General features: G+C 58.9%; 22 protein-coding genes. 6 read left to right on the top strand and 16 right to left on the bottom strand.

Going from position 1 to position 18013, the window contains the following annotated elements:
* Window positions 1–30: 30 nt before the first annotated feature.
* Window positions 31–540: a PTS glucose transporter subunit IIA gene (gene crr, locus CW267_RS24250; RefSeq protein ID WP_008803873.1), complete on the top strand. Its 510-nt coding sequence runs from the start codon at window positions 31–33 to the stop codon at window positions 538–540.
* Window positions 541–580: 40 nt separating this feature from the next.
* Here the strand turns inward: crr and CW267_RS24245 are convergent, their stop codons facing one another.
* Window positions 581–820: a hypothetical protein gene (locus CW267_RS24245; RefSeq protein WP_012540941.1), complete on the bottom strand. Its 240-nt coding sequence runs from the start codon at window positions 818–820 to the stop codon at window positions 581–583.
* Window positions 820–1683, bottom strand: a complete 864-nt coding sequence (gene pdxK / locus CW267_RS24240; RefSeq protein ID WP_012540940.1) for a pyridoxine/pyridoxal/pyridoxamine kinase — start codon at window positions 1681–1683, stop codon at window positions 820–822. Before pdxK ends, CW267_RS24245 begins: the two co-directional genes overlap by 1 nt.
* 82 nt (window positions 1684–1765) lie before the next feature.
* Between pdxK and ptsJ the strand changes: the two genes are divergently transcribed.
* Window positions 1766–3064 carry a transcriptional regulator PtsJ gene (gene ptsJ / locus CW267_RS24235; protein WP_016161615.1) on the top strand — a complete coding sequence of 433 codons (1299 nt, stop codon included), beginning with the start codon at window positions 1766–1768 and terminating at the stop codon, window positions 3062–3064.
* Window positions 3065–3245: 181 nt separating this feature from the next.
* Complete coding sequence (locus tag CW267_RS24230) at window positions 3246–3641, top strand: YybH family protein (protein ID WP_032736076.1); 396 nt, start codon at window positions 3246–3248, stop codon at window positions 3639–3641.
* On the opposite strand, the gene cysM is transcribed toward CW267_RS24230, so the two are convergent.
* The 5 genes from cysM to cysP all read right to left on the bottom strand — a co-directional run bounded on the left by cysM (window position 3638) and on the right by cysP (window position 8476).
* Complete coding sequence (cysM, locus tag CW267_RS24225) at window positions 3638–4549, bottom strand: cysteine synthase CysM (RefSeq protein ID WP_012540938.1); 912 nt, start codon at window positions 4547–4549, stop codon at window positions 3638–3640. The genes CW267_RS24230 and cysM overlap by 4 nt on opposite strands.
* Before the next feature lie 118 nt (window positions 4550–4667).
* Window positions 4668–5762, bottom strand: coding sequence for a sulfate/thiosulfate ABC transporter ATP-binding protein CysA (cysA, locus tag CW267_RS24220; RefSeq protein ID WP_012540937.1), 1095 nt, complete (start codon window positions 5760–5762; stop codon window positions 4668–4670).
* Complete coding sequence (gene cysW, locus CW267_RS24215) at window positions 5752–6627, bottom strand: sulfate/thiosulfate ABC transporter permease CysW (protein ID WP_008803867.1); 876 nt, start codon at window positions 6625–6627, stop codon at window positions 5752–5754. Before cysW ends, cysA begins: the two co-directional genes overlap by 11 nt.
* The gene (gene cysT / locus CW267_RS24210) at window positions 6627–7460 is read right to left on the bottom strand and encodes a sulfate/thiosulfate ABC transporter permease CysT (protein WP_002913626.1); all 834 of its coding nucleotides are present in this window, start codon (window positions 7458–7460) and stop codon (window positions 6627–6629) included. The genes cysW and cysT overlap by 1 nt, the downstream gene beginning before the upstream one ends.
* Window positions 7460–8476, bottom strand: coding sequence for a thiosulfate/sulfate ABC transporter substrate-binding protein CysP (gene cysP / locus CW267_RS24205; RefSeq protein ID WP_008803866.1), 1017 nt, complete (start codon window positions 8474–8476; stop codon window positions 7460–7462). The genes cysT and cysP overlap by 1 nt, the downstream gene beginning before the upstream one ends.
* A gap of 200 nt (window positions 8477–8676) precedes the next feature.
* Between cysP and CW267_RS24200 the strand changes: the two genes are divergently transcribed.
* Window positions 8677–9039, top strand: a complete 363-nt coding sequence (locus CW267_RS24200; RefSeq protein WP_072025790.1) for an endonuclease domain-containing protein — start codon at window positions 8677–8679, stop codon at window positions 9037–9039.
* A gap of 96 nt (window positions 9040–9135) precedes the next feature.
* Here the strand turns inward: CW267_RS24200 and CW267_RS24195 are convergent, their stop codons facing one another.
* The 4 genes from CW267_RS24195 to CW267_RS24180 all read right to left on the bottom strand — a co-directional run bounded on the left by CW267_RS24195 (window position 9136) and on the right by CW267_RS24180 (window position 11628).
* A complete protein-coding gene (locus tag CW267_RS24195; protein ID WP_008803864.1) occupies window positions 9136–10035 on the bottom strand; it encodes a Dyp-type peroxidase in 900 nt (299 codons plus the stop codon).
* Between the two features lie 94 nt (window positions 10036–10129).
* Complete coding sequence (locus tag CW267_RS24190) at window positions 10130–10705, bottom strand: RpoE-regulated lipoprotein (protein WP_008803863.1); 576 nt, start codon at window positions 10703–10705, stop codon at window positions 10130–10132.
* Window positions 10706–10766: 61 nt separating this feature from the next.
* The gene (locus tag CW267_RS24185) at window positions 10767–11216 is read right to left on the bottom strand and encodes a DUF2919 domain-containing protein (protein ID WP_008803862.1); all 450 of its coding nucleotides are present in this window, start codon (window positions 11214–11216) and stop codon (window positions 10767–10769) included.
* Window positions 11203–11628 carry a GNAT family acetyltransferase gene (locus CW267_RS24180; protein ID WP_002913637.1) on the bottom strand — a complete coding sequence of 142 codons (426 nt, stop codon included), beginning with the start codon at window positions 11626–11628 and terminating at the stop codon, window positions 11203–11205. Before CW267_RS24180 ends, CW267_RS24185 begins: the two co-directional genes overlap by 14 nt.
* 211 nt (window positions 11629–11839) lie before the next feature.
* Here CW267_RS24180 and amiA point away from each other — a divergent pair, with 211 nt between their 5' ends.
* Together amiA and hemF are read left to right on the top strand one after the other, a co-directional pair.
* Window positions 11840–12712, top strand: a complete 873-nt coding sequence (amiA, locus tag CW267_RS24175) for an N-acetylmuramoyl-L-alanine amidase AmiA (RefSeq protein WP_008803861.1) — start codon at window positions 11840–11842, stop codon at window positions 12710–12712.
* Window positions 12712–13611 (top strand): oxygen-dependent coproporphyrinogen oxidase, encoded by a 900-nt coding sequence (gene hemF / locus CW267_RS24170; protein ID WP_032730877.1) that lies wholly within the window; start codon window positions 12712–12714, stop codon window positions 13609–13611. The genes amiA and hemF overlap by 1 nt, the downstream gene beginning before the upstream one ends.
* Before the next feature lie 43 nt (window positions 13612–13654).
* On the opposite strand, the gene eutR is transcribed toward hemF, so the two are convergent.
* The 5 genes from eutR to eutB are packed head-to-tail and all read right to left on the bottom strand — an operon-like array spanning window position 13655 to window position 18011.
* Entirely contained in the window at window positions 13655–14707 is a 1053-nt protein-coding gene (gene eutR / locus CW267_RS24165) for an HTH-type transcriptional regulator EutR (protein WP_100781386.1), read from the bottom strand.
* Between the two features lie 45 nt (window positions 14708–14752).
* A complete protein-coding gene (eutK, locus tag CW267_RS24160) occupies window positions 14753–15238 on the bottom strand; it encodes an ethanolamine utilization microcompartment protein EutK (RefSeq protein ID WP_008803858.1) in 486 nt (161 codons plus the stop codon).
* An 11-nt stretch (window positions 15239–15249) separates the two neighbouring features.
* Window positions 15250–15909 (bottom strand): ethanolamine utilization microcompartment protein EutL, encoded by a 660-nt coding sequence (gene eutL / locus CW267_RS24155; RefSeq protein ID WP_008803857.1) that lies wholly within the window; start codon window positions 15907–15909, stop codon window positions 15250–15252.
* Between the two features lie 9 nt (window positions 15910–15918).
* Window positions 15919–16821, bottom strand: coding sequence for an ethanolamine ammonia-lyase subunit EutC (eutC, locus tag CW267_RS24150; RefSeq protein ID WP_012967471.1), 903 nt, complete (start codon window positions 16819–16821; stop codon window positions 15919–15921).
* 20 nt (window positions 16822–16841) lie between these two features.
* A complete protein-coding gene (gene eutB / locus CW267_RS24145) occupies window positions 16842–18011 on the bottom strand; it encodes an ethanolamine ammonia-lyase subunit EutB (protein WP_101148662.1) in 1170 nt (389 codons plus the stop codon).
* Window positions 18012–18013 lie beyond the last annotated feature (2 nt).

Here is an 18013-nt window from a genome sequence, read left to right as displayed (position 1 = left end):
GCGGCCCAAATTACTGCTTAGGAGAAGATCATGGGTTTGTTTGATAAATTGAAATCTCTGGTTTCTGATGACAAGAAAGACACCGGAACTATTGAGATTATTGCTCCCCTCTCCGGTGAGATCGTCAACATCGAAGACGTGCCGGATGTGGTTTTTGCGGAAAAAATTGTGGGCGATGGGATTGCCATCAAACCGACCGGCAACAAAATGGTCGCGCCGGTAGACGGTACCATTGGTAAAATTTTCGAAACCAACCATGCGTTCTCTATTGAATCTGATAGCGGCATCGAGCTGTTCGTTCACTTCGGTATTGATACCGTTGAACTGAAAGGCGAAGGCTTCAAGCGTATCGCTGAAGAAGGCCAGCGCGTGAAAGTCGGTGACCCGGTTATCGAATTCGATCTGCCGCTGCTGGAAGAGAAAGCCAAGTCTACCCTGACGCCGGTGGTTATCTCCAACATGGACGAGATCAAAGAGCTGATCAAACTGTCCGGTAGCGTGACTGTGGGTGAAACCCCGGTTATCCGCATCAAGAAGTAATGCTTGCTGCATAAAAATGGCGCCGAAAGGCGCCATTTTTTTATATCGCGCTGGTCACCGGCTGATAGCACTTCTCCCGGGACAAGATGCGCAATCCCTCCGGCGTGCTCTCCAGAATACGACGCTCACTGTCAGAGACCAGCAGATCGCACTGGTACCCTCCGGCCAGGCCGAACAGCGACCGCGCTACGCAGGCATCCTCCAGCGCCGCCTCCCCTGTGGTATCAAAATGACCGACAATACGCCCCTGTTGGCGGATCACTAACCGATAGCTTTTCATCAGTTTTTCTCCCGTGGCGGCAGGATCAGTTCGTCACACCCCTGCGCGGCAGTCCAGTTCATGACCTCCAGCACGCGCCGGGCGGCAGCCTGCGTCGCCGCCCCCAGCGCCAGGCCGGTGAGCAGACCGCTCACCAGCTCTGCACAGAACAGATCGCCCGTTCCCTTCAGGTCCGTTTCCACCCGCGGGTGGGCCACCACCTCCACCGCATCGGCCGTCACCACCAGCACATTTATCGTCGAACGCGCCTCTCCCGGCGCGCTGGTGATCACCACCCATTTGAGGGTATCTGACAGCAGGCTTCGCGCCGCGGCGACCGCCTCCTGCTGATTGCGACAGCGCTGGCCGCTCAGCGTTTCCAGCTCAAACAGATTGGGGGTGATCCCTTGCGCCAGTGGCAGAAGATGCTGACGATAGGCGTCCGGGATCTCAGCCTTAACGTAGATGCCGCTGTCGACATCGCCGATGACCGGATCCACCAGAATGCACAGCCCGGGATGGCGGGCCCGCACCCGCGTCAGCCACTGTGCCAGACGTTCAATTTGCACGGCGTTGCCCATATAGCCGGTGGTCACTGCACGCAGTTCGCGCAACGCGTCGCGTTCCTCCAGCGCCTGCAGATACCCGACAAACCACTCCTCCGGAATAATGCCGCCATAGAACGTCTCATAATGGGGCGTATTGCTGAACAGTACCGTCGGCACCGCCAGCACGCGCAAACCGTGCTGTTTAATGGCCGGAACCGCGATGCTGTTGCCAACGCTGCCATAGACTACCTGGGACTGCACAGCGACGATATCGACTTCCGACGCCCGGCTTGTGTCGTGAAAGAGCACTGATTGTATGTCATCTTGCTGGCCCATCTTTTCTCCCCCCGCTGGACAGCGGGTCACGCACTGATTATGATTCGTCCTATGCTAAATATCATTTTGTCATAGGTCAATAATGTTTACCGGAAAAACCGCCAGCGATATCTTCGATCATATCCGCCATCTGGTGCAGAGCGGTGGGTTGCGGCCCGGAGAGGTTCTGCCACCGGTACGCGAGCTCGCCAGCCAGCTGGAGGTGAATCGCAATACCGTCGCCGCCGCCTATAAACGGCTGGTCACCTCCGGGCTGGCCGTCAGCCAGGGACGAAACGGCACGGCCATTAAAGCACGGGATCCGCTGCCGGCGCTGGAGGGCGGTGACCCAACGACGCCGCTGAACGATATCTCCAGCGGCAATCCGGACCCCGCCAGACTGCCTGAATTAACCCGTTATCTGGGCCAGCTTGCCCGCACACCACGCCTGTATGGCGATGCTCCCATCGAGCCGCGGCTTGGTCAATGGGCCGAGGCGTGGTTTGCCAAAGAGATAGCGGTTCCCTTTGCGGTGAATCTCGCCAGCGGAGCGATTGACGCCCTGGAGCGTCTGCTGAGCGCTCTGCTGCTGCCCGGCGACGGCGTGGTGGTCGAAGATCCCTGTTTTCTCAGCAGCATCAATATGGTGCGTTACGCCGGCTTTACCCCCTGCCCGGTGGCGGTGGATGCTGAGGGGATGGATCCTGACGGCCTGGAGGAGGCGTTACGCAACGGCGCACGGGCGGTGATCTTAACCCCGCGCGCGCATAATCCTACCGGCTGTAGCCTGACGGAAACCCGGGCGCATGCCCTGCGGGAGGTGCTGGCCCGCTATCCGCAGGTACTGGCGATTGTTGATGACCATTTTGCCCTGCTGTCGGCCACGCCATGGCACTCCCCTCTTCCTGCAAGTACGCAACGCTGGGCGCTGGTGCGCTCAATGTCAAAAACCCTCGGGCCAGACCTGCGGCTGGCCTTTATCGCCAGCGATGCCGATACCTCAGCGGCGCTGCGCCTGCGGCTTAACGCCGGCAGCCAGTGGGTCAGCCATCTGCTGCAGGACCTGACGCTGGCCTGTCTGACCGATGAGGCGTTTATCGCCTCGATGACGGAGACCCGTCGTCATTATCGCCAGCAGAATGAGAAACTGGCGGCGGCGCTGGCCCGGCACGGCCACAGCCATGCTACGCCTGGCGATGGACTCAATTTCTGGCTGCCGCTGCCAGCAGCGAGCCAGCCCTACGCCTTACGCCTGGCCCGCGCCGGCTGGCTGGTCCGGGAGGGGGAAATATTTGGTGTCCGAACGCCTGCGCACGGGCTGCGCCTGTCGCTGGGCCGTCTGAGTGACGCTGAGATTTCCCGCCTGGCGGCTGATATTGCGCTGGTCTTAAACCAACCCTGATGCAGGCCGTATCATTCGGCATGTTGAAGCATCTGCCGCACAGGTGAGTGATGGCAGCTGCCGATAAACTAATGAAAAAGTAAACGAAAGCAGGCACAGTCTTACCTGCATACCCTGCTCGCCCGGACGAATAAAACAGTCCCGGTGGCGGACAAATCGCTCACAAGAAGGAGCACCAGAGATGCATCACACTGACCTGGCACTGAAGGCGGTCATTGAAGCCTGCGACCGCGCTATCTCACAGGAAGATTACGATACCCTGATGGCCTATTACGCAGAAGACGCCGCGCTGGTCGTCAAACCGGGCATGGTGGTCAGAGGGAAAGAGAATATCCGCAAAGCCTTTATCGCCATTGCTGACTATTTCCAGCACCGACTGGTGGTGACTCAGGGGAAAATGGAGGTTATTGAAGGCGACGGCAATGCGCTGGTGATTATGGAGACCCGGCTGAATATCCCGACGGCGGACGGGATATCCCAGGTCACACGGCGCGCCACCTATGTCTTTCAGAAGCAGGGCGAGCGCTGGCTGTGTACGGTCGATAACTCCTACGGCACCGACCTGCTTGATGATTAAATGCCAGCCCCCTGGCTAAAATGTTCTTCGCCGAACACGCCGGTGGAAAGGTAACGATCGCCGCGATCGCAGACGATCGCCACCACCACCGCGCCAGGATTTTCACGGGCAATGCGTAACGCGCCCGCCACCGCGCCGCCCGAACTGACCCCGCAGAAAATGCCTTCCCGCACCGCCAGCTGACGCATGGTATTCTCGGCATCCTGCTGATGAATATCCAGCACCGCATCCACCAGCGAAGCGTTAAAGATCCCCGGCATATACTCTGCCGGCCAGCGACGGATCCCGGGAATACTGCTGCCCTCTTCCGGCTGCAGGCCGACAATGGCCACCGGTTTACTCTGTTCGCGCAAAAAGCGCGATACGCCGGTAATGGTGCCGGTGGTCCCCATGCTGGAGACAAAGTGGGTGATACGTCCCGCGGTCTGCTGCCAGATTTCCGGCCCGGTGGTAGTGTAGTGGGCGTAGGGGTTATCCGGGTTGTTAAACTGATCGAGCAGTTTGCCCTCTCCGCGCTGCGCCATCTCAAGGGCCAGGTCGCGGGCCCCCTCCATTCCCTGCTCTTTAGTGACCAGAATCAGCTCGGCGCCGTAGGCACGCATCGCCGCCCGGCGCTCCTGGCTCATGTTGTCAGGCATCAGCAGCTTCATATGATAGCCTTTCAGCGCGGCGATCATCGCCAGCGCAATACCGGTGTTACCGCTGGTCGCTTCGATCAGCACGTCGCCGGGCTGAATTTCGCCGCGCTTTTCCGCTTCGACGATCATTGACAGCGCGGCGCGGTCTTTTACCGAGCCGGCCGGATTATTGCCTTCGAGTTTGACCCAAACTTCGCTGCCGTTGTCAGGACCCAGACGCTGAAGCTTGACCAGAGGGGTATTGCCGATGGTGTGTTCGAGTGTATTCACGATTTTTACTCAATAAAAAAGCCGGGTTGCGCTTCGCTTACCCGGCCTACAAGACGCGTAAAAATTCCAGGCCCGGAAAGCGTAGCCTTACCGGGCGATAGACCTGCTCAATAAGCTATCAGGCCGACTCCGCCAGAGCAAGCTCGCCGCGCGGCTCGATACGCTCGGTACCGTTATACAGGCGCGCGTTTTGCAGGCCAACGAACAGCCGTTCGCCTCGGGACGGGGCCTCATCGCCTGCCAGCACCACGCTCAGCGGTTCGTCATACCACCCCAGAGGCTGAACGACTAATTGGGTGTAGTGCCCTTTCGGGCTGGCTTCCAGCACCTGCACCGGCAGCGGGGAATCCAGGCTGGTCCGGCGGCTGATGTCCACTTCCCACGGACGCAGGAACAGATCCACCGGCCCCTGGTATGTTGGGGTATAGCCTAACGGCCAGCGGTGCGCGCCAACGTGGAACTGTCCACCGCGGATAATGCCCTGCAGGCGGTTTACTTCGCCCATAAACTCCAGTACGAAACGGGTCGACGGTTCACGCCACACGCGCTCCGGGGCATCGGCTTGTTCGATGTTGCCCTGACTCATCACCACCACCCGGTCAGCAACTTCCAGCGCCTCTTCCTGATCGTGGGTGACGAACACGCTGGTAAATTTTAACTCTTCATGCAGCTGACGCAGCCAGCGGCGCAGCTCTTTACGCACCTGCGCATCCAGCGCGCCGAAGGGTTCATCCAGCAACAGAATTTGCGGCTCCACCGCCAGGGCGCGCGCCAGCGCCACACGCTGCTTCTGGCCGCCGGACAGCTGCGCCGGATAGCGATCCGCCAGATGAGCTAGCTGCACCATCTCCAGCAGTTTGGTCACCTTGGCTTTAATCGCCGCCGCATTGGGTCGTTCACGGCGCGGCAGCACGGTCAGGCCAAAGGCGATGTTATCGAACACCGTCATATGACGGAACAGCGCATAGTGCTGGAAGACGAAGCCCACTTTACGGTCGCGGGCGTGCATCCGGCTGACGTCGGTGCCGTGGAAACGGATATGACCGCTGGTCTGATGCTCCAGCCCGGCGATAATTCGCAGCAAGGTGGTTTTTCCGGAGCCCGAGGGCCCCAGCAGCGCAACCATTTGTCCGGAAGGGATATCCAGCGAGATATCATTCAGCACCTGGGTGCGACCAAACGATTTCTTAATATTGGCAATCTCAATGCTCATGATTTCCCTCCTGTTGCGCGCGTTCTTTCTGATTGGCCAGACGCCATTGCAACATACTCTTTAAAAACAGGGTCAGAATAGCCATTAACGTCAGCAGGGCCGCAGCGGTAAACGAGCCGACGGTATTGTAATCCTGCTCCAGTAGTTCAATTTGCAGCGGCAGCGACAGCGTTTCTCCACGAATCGAACCGGAGACTACCGACACTGCGCCAAATTCGCCGATGGCGCGGGCATTGGTCAATACCACGCCGTACAGCAGCGCCCAGCGAATATTCGGCAACGTCACCCGGCGGAACATCTGCCAGCCGGAAGCGCCCAGCAGCACCGCGGCTTCATCTTCATGACTGCCCTGGCTCATCATCACCGGCACCAGCTCGCGCACCACAAACGGACAGGTGACAAAGATGGTCGCCAGCACCATGCCCGGCCAGGCGAACATGATCTGCAGGTTATGCGCATCAAGCCAGCCGCCCAGCGGGCCGTTAGAGCCATAAAACAGCAGATACACCAGACCGGCCACCACCGGCGAGACGGCGAACGGGATATCCAGTAACGTCAGCAGCAGCTGGCGGCCGGGAAAAGTAAAACGTGTCACCAGCCAGGCCAGCAGCGTACCGAACACCAGGTTCACCGGTACGGTAATCAACGCAATCATCACCGTCAGCCAGATGGCATGCAGCATGTCCGGGTTGGCCAGGTTTTCCAGCACCGGCATCAGCCCTTTGCTGAAGGCCTGGATAAAGATATAGAGCATCGGCACGACGAGGATGAAGGCGGAGACCACCATCCCGACGCCAATCAGAAACCATTTCCCCCAGTTGATGCGGGGCGCGTCGTAGCGTTTCAATTGAGTAACTTCCGCCATTAGTGACCTACCACGCGTCGACCAAAGCGACTCTGCAGGGTATTGATGGAAAAGAGCAGCAGCAGTGAGGCGGCCAGGATCACCGAGGCGATCGCGCTCGCCGCCGGATAGTCAAACTCCTGCAGACGAATAAAGATCATCAGCGAGGTCACCTCTGTCTTCCACGCGATGTTGCCAGCGATAAAAATCACCGCGCCAAACTCGCCGAGGCTGCGGGTAAACGACAGGGCAATGCCCGCCAGCAGCGCCGGCGACAGCTCCGGCAGCACCACTTTGCGGAAACTCTGCCAGCGCGTCGCGCCCAGCGTTTCCGCCGCTTCCTCATACTCGGGTCCCAGCTCCTCCAGCACCGGCTGCACGGTTCGTACCACGAACGGGATGCTGGTGAAGGCCATCGCCACGGCGATGCCGAGCCAGGTATAGGTCACTTTAATATCGAACTTCGCCAGCCATTCACCGTAAATTCCGTTAACCGAAAACAGCGAAGCCAGTGTCAGGCCGGCCACAGCCGTCGGCAGCGCAAACGGCAGATCCATTAAGGCATCCAGCAGCGTGCGGCCGGGAAAACGATAGCGAGTGAGGATCCAGGCCATCAGCAGACCAAAGACGCCGTTAAAAATCGAGGCCACAAACGCCGACAGCAGCGTCACCTTATAGGCCGCCACCACCTGCGGATTGGTGATCACATCCCAGTATTGCGCCCAGCTCATCTGCGCCAGCTGCATCACCAGCGCACTGAGTGGTAATAACAAAATCAGACAGACAAACAGCAGGCTGGTGCCGAGGCTCAGGGTAAAGCCCGGCAGCACGCGCTTGGACGACACAGCAAACATTACTTACGCCCCGCCGCCAGCAGTTTGTCCAGTTCGCCGCCGCTGGCGAAGTGGGTTTTCATTACCTCAGGCCAGGAGCCAAACTTGTCCTCTACGCGGAACAGCTCGGTCTGCGGGAATTTATCCTTCAGGGCGTCCATCACTTTCGGGTTGTTTACCCGGTAGTAGTAGTCGGTAATGATGGTTTGCGCCTGCGGGCTGTAGAGCCAGTTCAGGTAGGCTTTCGCCGCCTTTTCCGTGCCATTGGCTTTGACGTTTTTATCCACCCATGCCACCGGGAACTCCGCCAGAATGTTGGTTTTCGGGATCACCACTTCAAATCCCTGCGCCTCATACTGCTTACGAATATTGTTCACTTCCGATTCGAAGCTAATCAGCACATCGCCCAGGCCGCGTTCAGCAAAAGTGGTAGTCGCCCCGCGTCCGCCGGTATCAAAGACTTCGACGTTCTTCAGAAACTGGGTCATAAACTGTTCGGTTTTGGCTTTATCGCCGCCGTCGGCTTTATCCGCCGCGCCCCATGCCGCCAGGTAGGTGTATCGGGCGTTACCCGAGGTTTTCGGGTTCGGGAAAATCAGCTTGACGTCAGAGCGAACCAGATCGTTCCAGTCATGAATGTTTTTCGGGTTGCCTTTACGCACCAGGAAACCCATCGTCGAATAGAACGGTGAGCTGTTGTTCGGCAGGCGGCTTTGCCAGTCGGCCGGGATCAGGTTGCCCTTGTCATGCAGGATCTGCACGTCCGTCACCTGGTTGTAGGTGACCACGTCCGCCTTCAGGCCCTGCAAAATAGCCAGCGCCTGCTTGGATGAACCGGCATGCGACTGCTTAATCGTCAGCGTGTCCCCGCCATTGTCCTTCGCCCACTGCTGCTCAAAAGGCGGGTTAAGGGCGGCAAACAGCTCGCGGGAGACATCATAGGAGCTGTTCAGCAGCTCTGTCGCCTGCGCCTGCGCGGCCAGCAGCATGGAAGCCGCCAGCGCCAGATATCCTTTTTTCAGTGATTTAACGGCCATTGCGCACCCTTATCAACGTTGAACATTTTCTGATGATCATCATATTTATAACGGGTACGAAAGGAGTAACGGTTTTATATACCGTTTGGCGATTTGGAAGTCGAAAAGAGAATAAGCAACTGGCAAAGCTTTGCTGAAAGCGGCTCGCAGATTAGACGTGTCATTGTGACAAACGGCAGCCAGGCGTGCACTGTGTTTATATGAAAAACACACAGATATTTGCTCGTCAGCTCAGACGTAGCTTAACGCCAACAGAACGTCGACTATGGTACTTACTGCGCAACCGCCATTTTGCTTGCTATAAGTTTCGCCGCCAGCATCCCGTGGGTCCCTATATTCTCGATTTTGCCTGCTGTGCAACACGGCTGGCGATTGAACTGAACGGCGGCCAACACGATGAGAGGCGTGCCTACGATGTTCGCCGCACCCGCTGGCTACAGAGCCAGGGATGGCGGGTTTTACGCTTCTGGAATAATGAGTTTGAAGAGTATGAAGATGCGGTGATGCAGAGAATACTTGAAGCGCTTGAGTCGCCGATGCCCTCACCCCGCCCCTCTCCCTGAGGGAGAGGGAGAAAGAGAGTCCGCACGCAGATTCCATAACCGCACCGAACGGTTCCCTCTCCCCCTTGGGGAGAGGGTTAGGGTGAGGGGAAAAAATTACAGCGCCTGAATACGCTCCAGGGATGGCGCGAAGTAATAGCCGCCGGTCACCGGTTTAGTGAAGCGCAGCATCGCGTCGCGTTTGCCGTCGGTATCGCCGAACATGCTCAGCAGCTGCTGCTCGATGTTATACAGGCGCGCGCAGTAGGCGCAGAAATAGAGACCATGGGTGCCGCTGGCGGTGCCGTACGGCAGGCTCTGACGGACGATTTTCAGCCCTTTGCCATCTTCTTTTAAGTCCACGCGGCTCAGGTGCGACGTGACCGGACGCTCGTCGCCATCGATCTCTTCGTTGGCTTCTTTGGTACGGCCGATCATCATCTCCTGATCCGGTACGCTCATGCGGTTCAGCTGTTTGAGATTATGCTCCCAGCGCTGGACAAACACGTAGCTGCCGCCTGCATCCACGCCGTCTTTGATCACCGCCACTTCGCGGCGGGTTTCTTCCCCCGCCGGGTTTTCGGTGCCGTCGACGAAGCCGCTGAGATCACGCTCTTCCACCCAACGGAAACCGTGGATCTCTTCTTTCACGTCGATAGCGTCGCCAAAGGCGGCCATCGCGGCCTGCGCCACCGAGAAGTTAACTTCATGACGGGCGGATAAAATATGAATCAGCAGGTCATACTGGGTGGACGGCGCCAGCCCTTTGCCATAGACCGGGAAATCTTTTAACTCTTCCGCCCCTTCGCCGCCGCTCAGCTGACGCCAGACGTTATTGCCGAACGCCACCACCGCCCCGAGTTTGGCGTCGGGGAATTTAGCCTGGAAGGTGGCCACGTTATCGACAAAATTTTTGCTCGCTTCGCGCAGGGCGTTAACGTCCCCTTTGACATTGGCTTCAATCCAAATCGCCGCGCGGCAATGTTCCGGCAAAATGCCGCTCTGAACCTGAGACATCGCTCCTCCTGAAATGATGCAACTACAACGCTGTCGCGTTGCTAACGCGCCATTGTAACCGTTTTTCAGGGCCGTCGTGTCTCTTCAGATCAATTTAGCGACGCCAGATAATTTTGCTGACCTTCCAGTTTTTCAGCGTATCGTCGGAGGGCATCAGCTCGTCCGGGCCGCTCCAGTGGCCGGTAAAGGCATAGCTGATATGCTGGCTCCCCTCGGCCTGACACTCGACGACCGCGCCATTGTCATTGCTGCCTTTCTGGCAGTTGCCGAAGGCTTTGCTGTACAGGTCGCTAAACGGTGTGCCGATTTTCACGCCGCTGGCGGTTTTGATTTCGGCATCACGCACGTCAATCCGGCTGATGGTACCGTTGTCGCCATTGATGGTCAGCGCCACGCTGTTGTCTTTCAGCGCTTCAAAATAGTGGACGATATTGCCCTTATCGGTCTTCATCCCGCTGCGTAAACGGTAGTCGCTCCCCAGCGCATCGCTAATAGCCTGTTCGTTGAGCGGCGTGGAAGCCGTCAGTTTACCCACCCCCTGCTCGGTCACCTCGGTAGAAGCGCCAAACCAGTTCCACGGATAGGCCGCCGACCAGTTGACTGCGCTCATCGTGGAGCAGCCGGTCAGCGCCAGCGGAAGCGCACAGAGCATTAAACGTAGCGATTTCATATCACAATCCTTTCTGAGTCATTCAACGCATGTTGGAGTTCACGATCGGCAAAAAGTGCCCTTAAAAGGTGGTCTGGCGAAAACAGGCGCCCAGGCGACGGCTGGTTAACAGCCACCACAGGGCATAACCATCCGCCACCAGCAGCCCGATGGTCAGCGAGGAGGGAGATTCGCCGCTCAGCCATAGCATCGGCTGCCACAGCAACAGCAGCAATTGCGATAGCACCAGCAGCCAGCGCATCGCCCGCCACGCGCGCGGCAGGCGCTGACGGTAGCCGCTAAGCAGAAAGGCCAGCACCGCCGGCACGCCGGGGAGTAAACCGAGCCAGAAGCGGTCGTGATCGGGATAGAACAGATTAAGAATCGCGTCGCCCTGCTGGCGCGATGCGCCGGCCATCAAAAACAGCACCCACGTGCGGGCCTGCAACAACAGCACGCACCAGAAGAGCAAAGGCAGGCGCAGACGGCCATGGGCATCAAAATCGGCGGGGATAAACTCAGTATTCTTCATCTTCGATCAGACGCTTGCCCAGGGTCAGGACATCGGCGTATTCATAGCCCAGCCGCTCATACATTCCCTGCACCACGTCGTTGTCTTCACGAACCATAATGTTGATTTTCGGGCAGCCGCGGGCAATCAGCTTTTTCTCGAGCCGGTTGAGCAGCGCGTTCGCGATACCCCGGCCACGATATTCCGGATGGACGCCGAGATAATAGGCCGATCCGCGATGACCGTCATATCCGCCCATCACCGTGCCGACCACTTCGCCATTCACTTCCGCCACCAGAAACAGGCTGACGTCATGATTCAGCTTGCGCTCAATATCCATCTCCGGATCGTTCCACGGGCGCAGCAGATCGCAGCGCTCCCACAGCGTCACAACCTCTTCGAAATCCTGCTGGCGAAAAACGCGAATCTCCATGGTATTCCCCACCATTGACGGTTAAAAACAGTGATTATGGCGCGAATATAACTGATAGCCAATATCAGGCGAAATCAGCGACAAAAAATGGCATAATATGACTTTGTCATGTATTGAAATGAAAAGTAAAACAATTCTTATTTTGAATGGTCGTAACGGCAAACGCGATACGATATAACATTGGACATCACTTGTTTACAATTCAGGCCGAATGAGCACTTTTAAACCCTTAAAAATACTTGCTTCGCGCCGTCAGGTGCTGAAAGCCGGGCTGGCTGCGATGACGCTGAGTGGCGTCGCCGCACAGGTCAGCGCAAAAGAGCAGCCACTGAAAACATCAAATGGACACAGCAAACCCGCCGCTAAAAAGGCCGGCGCCCGCCGCGTTGTGATGCTCGACCCGGGCCACGGCGGTATCGACACCGGGGCTATCGGCCATAACGGTTCGAAAGAGAAGCATGTGGTGCTGGCGATCGCTAAGAACGTGCGCAGCATTTTGCGCAGCAACGGCATCGACGCCCGCCTGACCCGCACCGGCGATACCTTTATCCCGCTGTACGACCGCGTGGAGATTGCCCATCAGCACGGCGCCGATCTGTTTATGTCGATCCATGCCGACGGCTTCACCAACCCGAGCGCCGCCGGCGCCTCGGTGTTTGCGCTGTCAAACCGCGGCGCCAGTAGCGCCATGGCAAAATACCTCTCCGACCGCGAAAACCGCGCCGATGAAGTTGCCGGTAAGAAAGCGACCGATAAAGATCATCTGCTGCAGCAGGTGCTGTTCGATCTGGTGCAGACCGACACCATTAAAAACAGCCTGACGCTGGGCTCGCATATCCTGAAAAAGATCAAACCGGTGCATAAGCTGCACAGCCGCAATACCGAGCAGGCGGCGTTCGTGGTGCTGAAGTCGCCGTCCATTCCGTCCGTGCTGGTGGAAACCTCGTTTATCACCAACCCGAACGAGGAGAAACTGCTCGGCACCACCGCTTTCCGGCAGAAAATCGCCACCGCGATTGCCAACGGCATTATCAGCTATTTCCACTGGTTCGATAACCAGAAAGCCCATTCGAAGAGACGTTAATGAAACCCGATGCCGCGCAGGTTAAAACTTTTCTGCTCCAGCTCCAGGACAACCTTTGCCAGCAGCTGAGCGCTGTCGATGGCGCACCGTTTATTGAAGACGCCTGGCAGCGGGAAGGCGGTGGCGGCGGGCGCAGCCGGGTGTTGCGCGACGGCAACGTGTTCGAACAGGCCGGGGTTAACTTTTCTCACGTCCATGGCGATGCGATGCCCGCCTCGGCAACGGCCCATCGCCCGGAGCTGGCCGGACGCAGCTTTGAAGCCATGGGCGTCTCGCTGGTGGTTCATCCGCTTAACCCCTATGTGCCCACCAGCCATGCCAACGTGCGGTTCTTTATTGCCGAAAAGCCTGGCGCCGACCCGGTGTGGTGGTTCGGCGGCGGCTTCGATTTAACCCCTTACTACGGCTTTGAAGAGGATGCCGTCCACTGGCATCGTACCGCCCGCGATCTGTGTCTGCCGTTCGGCGAAGCCGTCTATCCGCGCTATAAAAAATGGTGCGATGATTACTTCTATCTCAAGCACCGCCAGGAGCAGCGCGGTATCGGCGGTCTGTTCTTTGACGACCTGAATACCCCGGATTTTGACCACTGCTTCGCCTTTATGCAAGCGGTCGGGAACGGCTATGCTGACGCCTATTTACCCATCGTCGAACGCCGAAAAGCCATGCCGTACGGCGAGCGCGAGCGCCACTTTCAGCTCTATCGCCGCGGCCGCTACGTCGAGTTCAATCTGGTCTGGGACCGCGGCACCCTGTTCGGCCTGCAGACCGGCGGGCGTACGGAGTCGATTCTGATGTCGATGCCGCCGCTGGTGCGCTGGGAATATGATTATCAGCCCGAGCCCGGCAGTCCCGAGGCGGCGCTGAGCGAGTTTATTCAGGTGCGCGACTGGCTGTAACGGCCGGATGGCGGCTGGCCACCCGGCAGCGGCGTCGCTTCGCTCACACCCACTGGCGCAGGCGATGGTGCAGCGTCATCGACGGTTTCTCAGCAAACAGCTGCTGATAGTCGGTGGCGAACTGCCCCAGATGCCAGAATCCCCACTGCATGGCCGCCTCCTTGACCGTCTCCCGCTCTGACCAAGGACTTATCAGCTCCCGGCGTACGGCGTTCAGACGGATCCGTTTGAGCCAGGCGTTGGGGCCAATCCCCAGAATCGCATGGAAGGCGTTTTGCAGGGTGCGACGGCTGACGTACAGCTGCTGGCACAGGTCGAGAACGGTTAGCGGCTCCGCGCTGTTTTCCAGCACATATTCGCGGGCCTGCGCCAGCAGGCGGCGGTAGCTCTGGTGGCTGATACTCTCCGCGCTCACCATCGGCTGCGCCTCTTCCAGCATCGTCCCCATCGCCAGCAACAGATTATCCCGCAGCACCTTGCGCACCACAGGCTGATGAAGGGTATCCGGATGCTCGCTGAAGGTGGCCAGCGCCTGCTGCACAAACCCCCACAGCGCGGCCTTATGCGGCTCCCGAACTGCCAGCGCTGACTGGTTGCGTAGCATATGCAGCACTCGCTCCGGGTGGTGCAGGAAACTGGCATGGCGAGAAATCACCGCCTCTGAAATCACCACACCGAGGATGGTGTAATCATCCGGTGTGCTGAGCTCGAACTCCGTACCGCCGGGACGGGTGGCGATTTCTGCCCGGCCCAGGCACTGCGAACCAATAAACCCCTGCTCTCCCCGCGCCGCCGGAATACCAAACCAAAAGGAGTTCGGCCAGACCACGCAGGACTGGCGCAGCGCCAGCCCGGTAAATTCGCGAAAGACCTGGATCTCATCGAGCAGAATTTCGGTAAACTCGCCGCGAAACTGCCCCGGATGCAGCTGATCGTAAATCTGTTGCCAGGCGGTAATGGTCAGGGCGTGCTCATACACATCGGTTGTGTGTCGTTGATGAATATTGTCAATTTCAACCTGGGGCGTCAGCCTGGTGTCTTCCGGCAACGCCTCGCAACAGAGATGGTGCAAATTTGCAGAACGACGCTTTTTCATAATCGTTAAAGCCGGGGGCAAGCCGCTCCCGGCACCTCCGACAGGTTATGGATTTTTGAGACGATAGCGGCTACTGCGTTTGCGTAGCGTCCCTGCGGAAAAGAGCTGATCCAGCGCCTGGCGGGCCTTATCCAGCGGCCAGGCAAAATGCGCGGCCACCTCGCCGGCCGTCATGCCCTGACGAACTGATGCCAGCAGCGTCAGTAACGCTTCCGATGATGCCGGGTCAGCAGGCGGCAGGGGCGCTGGCGGCGGTGGCTGAAAGCCGCCGATCAGCCACTGGGTATCCTCTTCCGGACGGCCGATTTCCCGACGGCTGATCACACATCCGGTTCGCTCCGCCGCTACGCTTCCGGCATCCAGCGCGGCACGACAGGCCGCCAGATCCCCCTCCACCACCAGCGTCAATCTGCCGGGGTCGAGCACTTCATGACTGAGCAGGCGCACATTGGCCGCCTTGAGCATGGCATCCGCGGCGTCTACAGCGGCGACCATGCCCTCCACTTCCAGCAATCCCAGCGCATTGATCATCGCTCCCTCCGTTACGCACGCTGAACAGGATGACGGGCAATATCGAGAACGGCATCGGTAAAGGCGTTGCAGGCGGCTTTACAGGCGGCCTGACTTCCCGTCAAAAAGGCGGCCGAATAGTTGGTTTCCGACGGCGGCGGGACGTAGGTCACCAGCTGAACGTCGGCAGACTTCATCGCCGCATCGATGCCGTACGTCGCCTCCAGCGGCGGCGCCACCAGATAAGCGATCGGATCGCCCAACGCGATGCCAGCGGTGGATGAAAGATAAGAGCCGGTACGCGACACCACGTGCGCCAGAAACGCGGTATCTTGCGCGTCGTTAGCCCACTGGAACGCCGCCCCGCTTTCAATATGCGCCATCATGGCATCCAGCCCGGCGCGAACTTCCGCCGGGTTCGGGCCGCCGAGCATAATCAGCACTTCACCGGCGGTGGGCGACGGGCCGTGAGCTGCTCCGGCATACAGGGAGCGGCCATAGACCACCTCCACCATCGCCTGCTTTGTCGCTTCATCGGCGGCAATATACGTCACGTCATCAGAATCTGCCGTGATGAGTCCGAGGCTACGTATATGTGGCGGTAATTTAAGCTCCCGGGCAAAACCGTCATTCACCGAGGCAATGACGCGCATGGCAGTGACCGAGGGTCGAATCAAATCTAATGCGGGCATGATGCCTCCTTAACGGCTCATGTTGATACCGGAGGCTTTCTGCTCCAGCATGCGTTTGGCTAAATCCACGATCACCGCGGCGGCTTCTACCGGCGGGGTGCCGCCCTGGTGAATATTGGAGATACAGGTCCGGTCGGCCTCGACGGTGGTCGCCACCCGCGGGGAGTACACCGCGTAGCAGGAGAGGCTCTCTGACTGGCCAAGTCCCGGGCGCTCGCCAACCAGCAGGATCACCACCTTCGCGCCGAGGATCTCGCCGATCTGATCTTCAATCTTGACGCGGCCATAGCGCACGAAGAACGGCGTCCCGACCTTCAGACCCGCCTGTTTCAGGCCGGCAAGCAGCGGCGGCAGGATCTCTTCGTAGTTGGCGGTGATGGCATCCGTCGACAGGCCATCGGACACCACCACCTGCACATCCGGATCCATCACGCACTGCGCCTTCAGCGCATCGATGGCCTCCGGACTGAGACGGCGTCCCAGATCGGGGCGCGTGAGGTAGCGATTTTTGTCGCTGATTTCCGAACGCACTTCCAGCAGCCCCTGCGCTTTCACCCACGCCTCCGGCACCTCTTTGAGCACCGTATCTTTCGAGCGCGAGTGATCCGCCAGGAAGCGCAGCAACGCGAGGGTGCGCGGACGCGGACCGGCGCGACCGGTGCAAACGCGCGCTGCGGTGCTGCGTTTCAGTTCGGTCAGCACTTCCGCGCGGTGCGGATGTTGTACGCCAATCCAGGCTTTCGCTTCCGCAGAGCCCAGATCCAGCGCGCAGCTTTCCACTGTTGCGTCGGTGGCGCACGCGGCAGCGTGGCAGGCCGGCGTCGTCGCTACGGGGGCCTCTGGCTGTGTCTGTGGCTGTCCCATTGACGCCATTACGCTGCGTACAATGTCTTCAATCTGTTTTTGATCCATGATGTGTCATCCCCGCGTCATCAGAAGAACAGTGACGGATCGCCCGCCCGTTTGGTCAGACGACCATTTGCCATAATGCCCATCCGTTCCAGCCAGCCTTCGAACTCCGGTGACGGACGCAGACCCAGCAGCTGGCGCACGGTCGCGGTATCGTGGAAGGCGGTAGTCTGGTAGTTGAGCATGATGTCGTCGCCGAGCGGCATGCCCATGATGTAGTTGCAGCCAGCGGTCGCCAGCAGGATCATCAGGTTTTCGTTGAGGTTCTGATCGGCATCGGCATGGTTGGTGTAGCAGCAGTCGCAGCCCATCGAGATGCCGCTCAGCTTGCCCATAAAGTGGTCTTCCAGCCCGGCGCGAATAATTTGTCGGTCGTTATAGAGGTACTCCGGCCCGATAAAGCCCACCACGGTGTTGACGAGGAACGGATCGTAGTGCCGCGCCAGGCCATAGTTACGCGCTTCCATCGTCACCTGGTCGGCGCCGAAGTTAGCGCCCGCGGAGAGCGCCGAGCCCTGCCCGGTTTCAAAGTAAAGACAGTTCTCCCCGGCGATGCGGTTAAACTCCGCTCCCACCGCCCGCGCTTCATCGAGCATCGCCAGTTCGACGCCGAACTCTTTTAGCCCTTTTTCGCTGCCGCAGATGCTCTGGAAGATAAGCCCCCCCGGCGCGCCGCGGCGGATAGCTTCGATCTGGGTGGTGACGTGCGCCAGCACGCAGCCCTGGGTCGGGATGGAAAACTTGTCGATCACCCCGTACACCGTATCCAGCACGCGACTCAGGTTCTCCACGTCGTCAGTGACCGGGTTGACGCCAATCACCGCGTCGCCCGCGCCGAAGGAGAGCCCTTCGTAGATTTGCGCGGCAATACTCTGCACGTCGTCGCGGGTATCGTTCGGCTGCAGGCGGCAGCTAAAGGTCCCCGGCAGACCGATGGTGGTATTGGCTTTTTTGATCACCGGCATTTTTTTGCCGCCATAGATCAGATCGGCGTTGGAGCAGATCTTGGCCACCGCCGCCACCACCTCGGAGGTCAGCCCTTTGCGGACAAAGGCGATATCGTCGCTGGTGACCTCGTCGTTGAGCACGTATTCGCGCAGGTCGCTGATGGTCCAGTGTTTGATCCGCTGATAGGCGGTTTCGTTCACGTCATCCTGGATCAGGCGCGTCACGCAATCCTCCTCATAGGGGATCA

This window comes from Klebsiella sp. X1-16S-Nf21 (genome assembly GCF_002837615.1).
GTDB lineage: Bacteria > Pseudomonadota > Gammaproteobacteria > Enterobacterales > Enterobacteriaceae > Klebsiella > Klebsiella variicola.
This window is presented reverse-complemented; position numbering and strand designations above follow the sequence as displayed.

Bases quoted from the DNA above. Each gene is read 5' to 3' on its own strand.
- eutL (WP_008803857.1), bottom strand. From the start codon at position 15,909: ATGCCCGCATTAGATTTGATTCGACCCTCGGTCACTGCCATGCGCGTC.
- CW267_RS24230 (WP_032736076.1), top strand. From the start codon at position 3,246: ATGCATCACACTGACCTGGCACTGAAGGCGGTCATTGAAGCCTGCGAC.
- CW267_RS24185 (WP_008803862.1), bottom strand. From the start codon at position 11,216: ATGAAGAATACTGAGTTTATCCCCGCCGATTTTGATGCCCATGGCCGT.
- eutC (WP_012967471.1), bottom strand. From the start codon at position 16,821: ATGGATCAAAAACAGATTGAAGACATTGTACGCAGCGTAATGGCGTCA.
- pdxK (WP_012540940.1), bottom strand. From the start codon at position 1,683: ATGGGCCAGCAAGATGACATACAATCAGTGCTCTTTCACGACACAAGC.
- eutR (WP_100781386.1), bottom strand. From the start codon at position 14,707: ATGAAAAAGCGTCGTTCTGCAAATTTGCACCATCTCTGTTGCGAGGCG.
- ptsJ (WP_016161615.1), top strand. From the start codon at position 1,766: ATGTTTACCGGAAAAACCGCCAGCGATATCTTCGATCATATCCGCCAT.
- CW267_RS24195 (WP_008803864.1), bottom strand. From the start codon at position 10,035: ATGTCTCAGGTTCAGAGCGGCATTTTGCCGGAACATTGCCGCGCGGCG.
- CW267_RS24190 (WP_008803863.1), bottom strand. From the start codon at position 10,705: ATGAAATCGCTACGTTTAATGCTCTGTGCGCTTCCGCTGGCGCTGACC.
- eutK (WP_008803858.1), bottom strand. From the start codon at position 15,238: ATGATCAATGCGCTGGGATTGCTGGAAGTGGAGGGCATGGTCGCCGCT.
- hemF (WP_032730877.1), top strand. From the start codon at position 12,712: ATGAAACCCGATGCCGCGCAGGTTAAAACTTTTCTGCTCCAGCTCCAG.
- cysA (WP_012540937.1), bottom strand. From the start codon at position 5,762: ATGAGCATTGAGATTGCCAATATTAAGAAATCGTTTGGTCGCACCCAG.
- amiA (WP_008803861.1), top strand. From the start codon at position 11,840: ATGAGCACTTTTAAACCCTTAAAAATACTTGCTTCGCGCCGTCAGGTG.
- cysW (WP_008803867.1), bottom strand. From the start codon at position 6,627: ATGGCGGAAGTTACTCAATTGAAACGCTACGACGCGCCCCGCATCAAC.
- CW267_RS24200 (WP_072025790.1), top strand. From the start codon at position 8,677: ATGAAAAACACACAGATATTTGCTCGTCAGCTCAGACGTAGCTTAACG.
- CW267_RS24245 (WP_012540941.1), bottom strand. From the start codon at position 820: ATGAAAAGCTATCGGTTAGTGATCCGCCAACAGGGGCGTATTGTCGGT.
- CW267_RS24180 (WP_002913637.1), bottom strand. From the start codon at position 11,628: ATGGAGATTCGCGTTTTTCGCCAGCAGGATTTCGAAGAGGTTGTGACG.
- crr (WP_008803873.1), top strand. From the start codon at position 31: ATGGGTTTGTTTGATAAATTGAAATCTCTGGTTTCTGATGACAAGAAA.
- cysT (WP_002913626.1), bottom strand. From the start codon at position 7,460: ATGTTTGCTGTGTCGTCCAAGCGCGTGCTGCCGGGCTTTACCCTGAGC.
- cysP (WP_008803866.1), bottom strand. From the start codon at position 8,476: ATGGCCGTTAAATCACTGAAAAAAGGATATCTGGCGCTGGCGGCTTCC.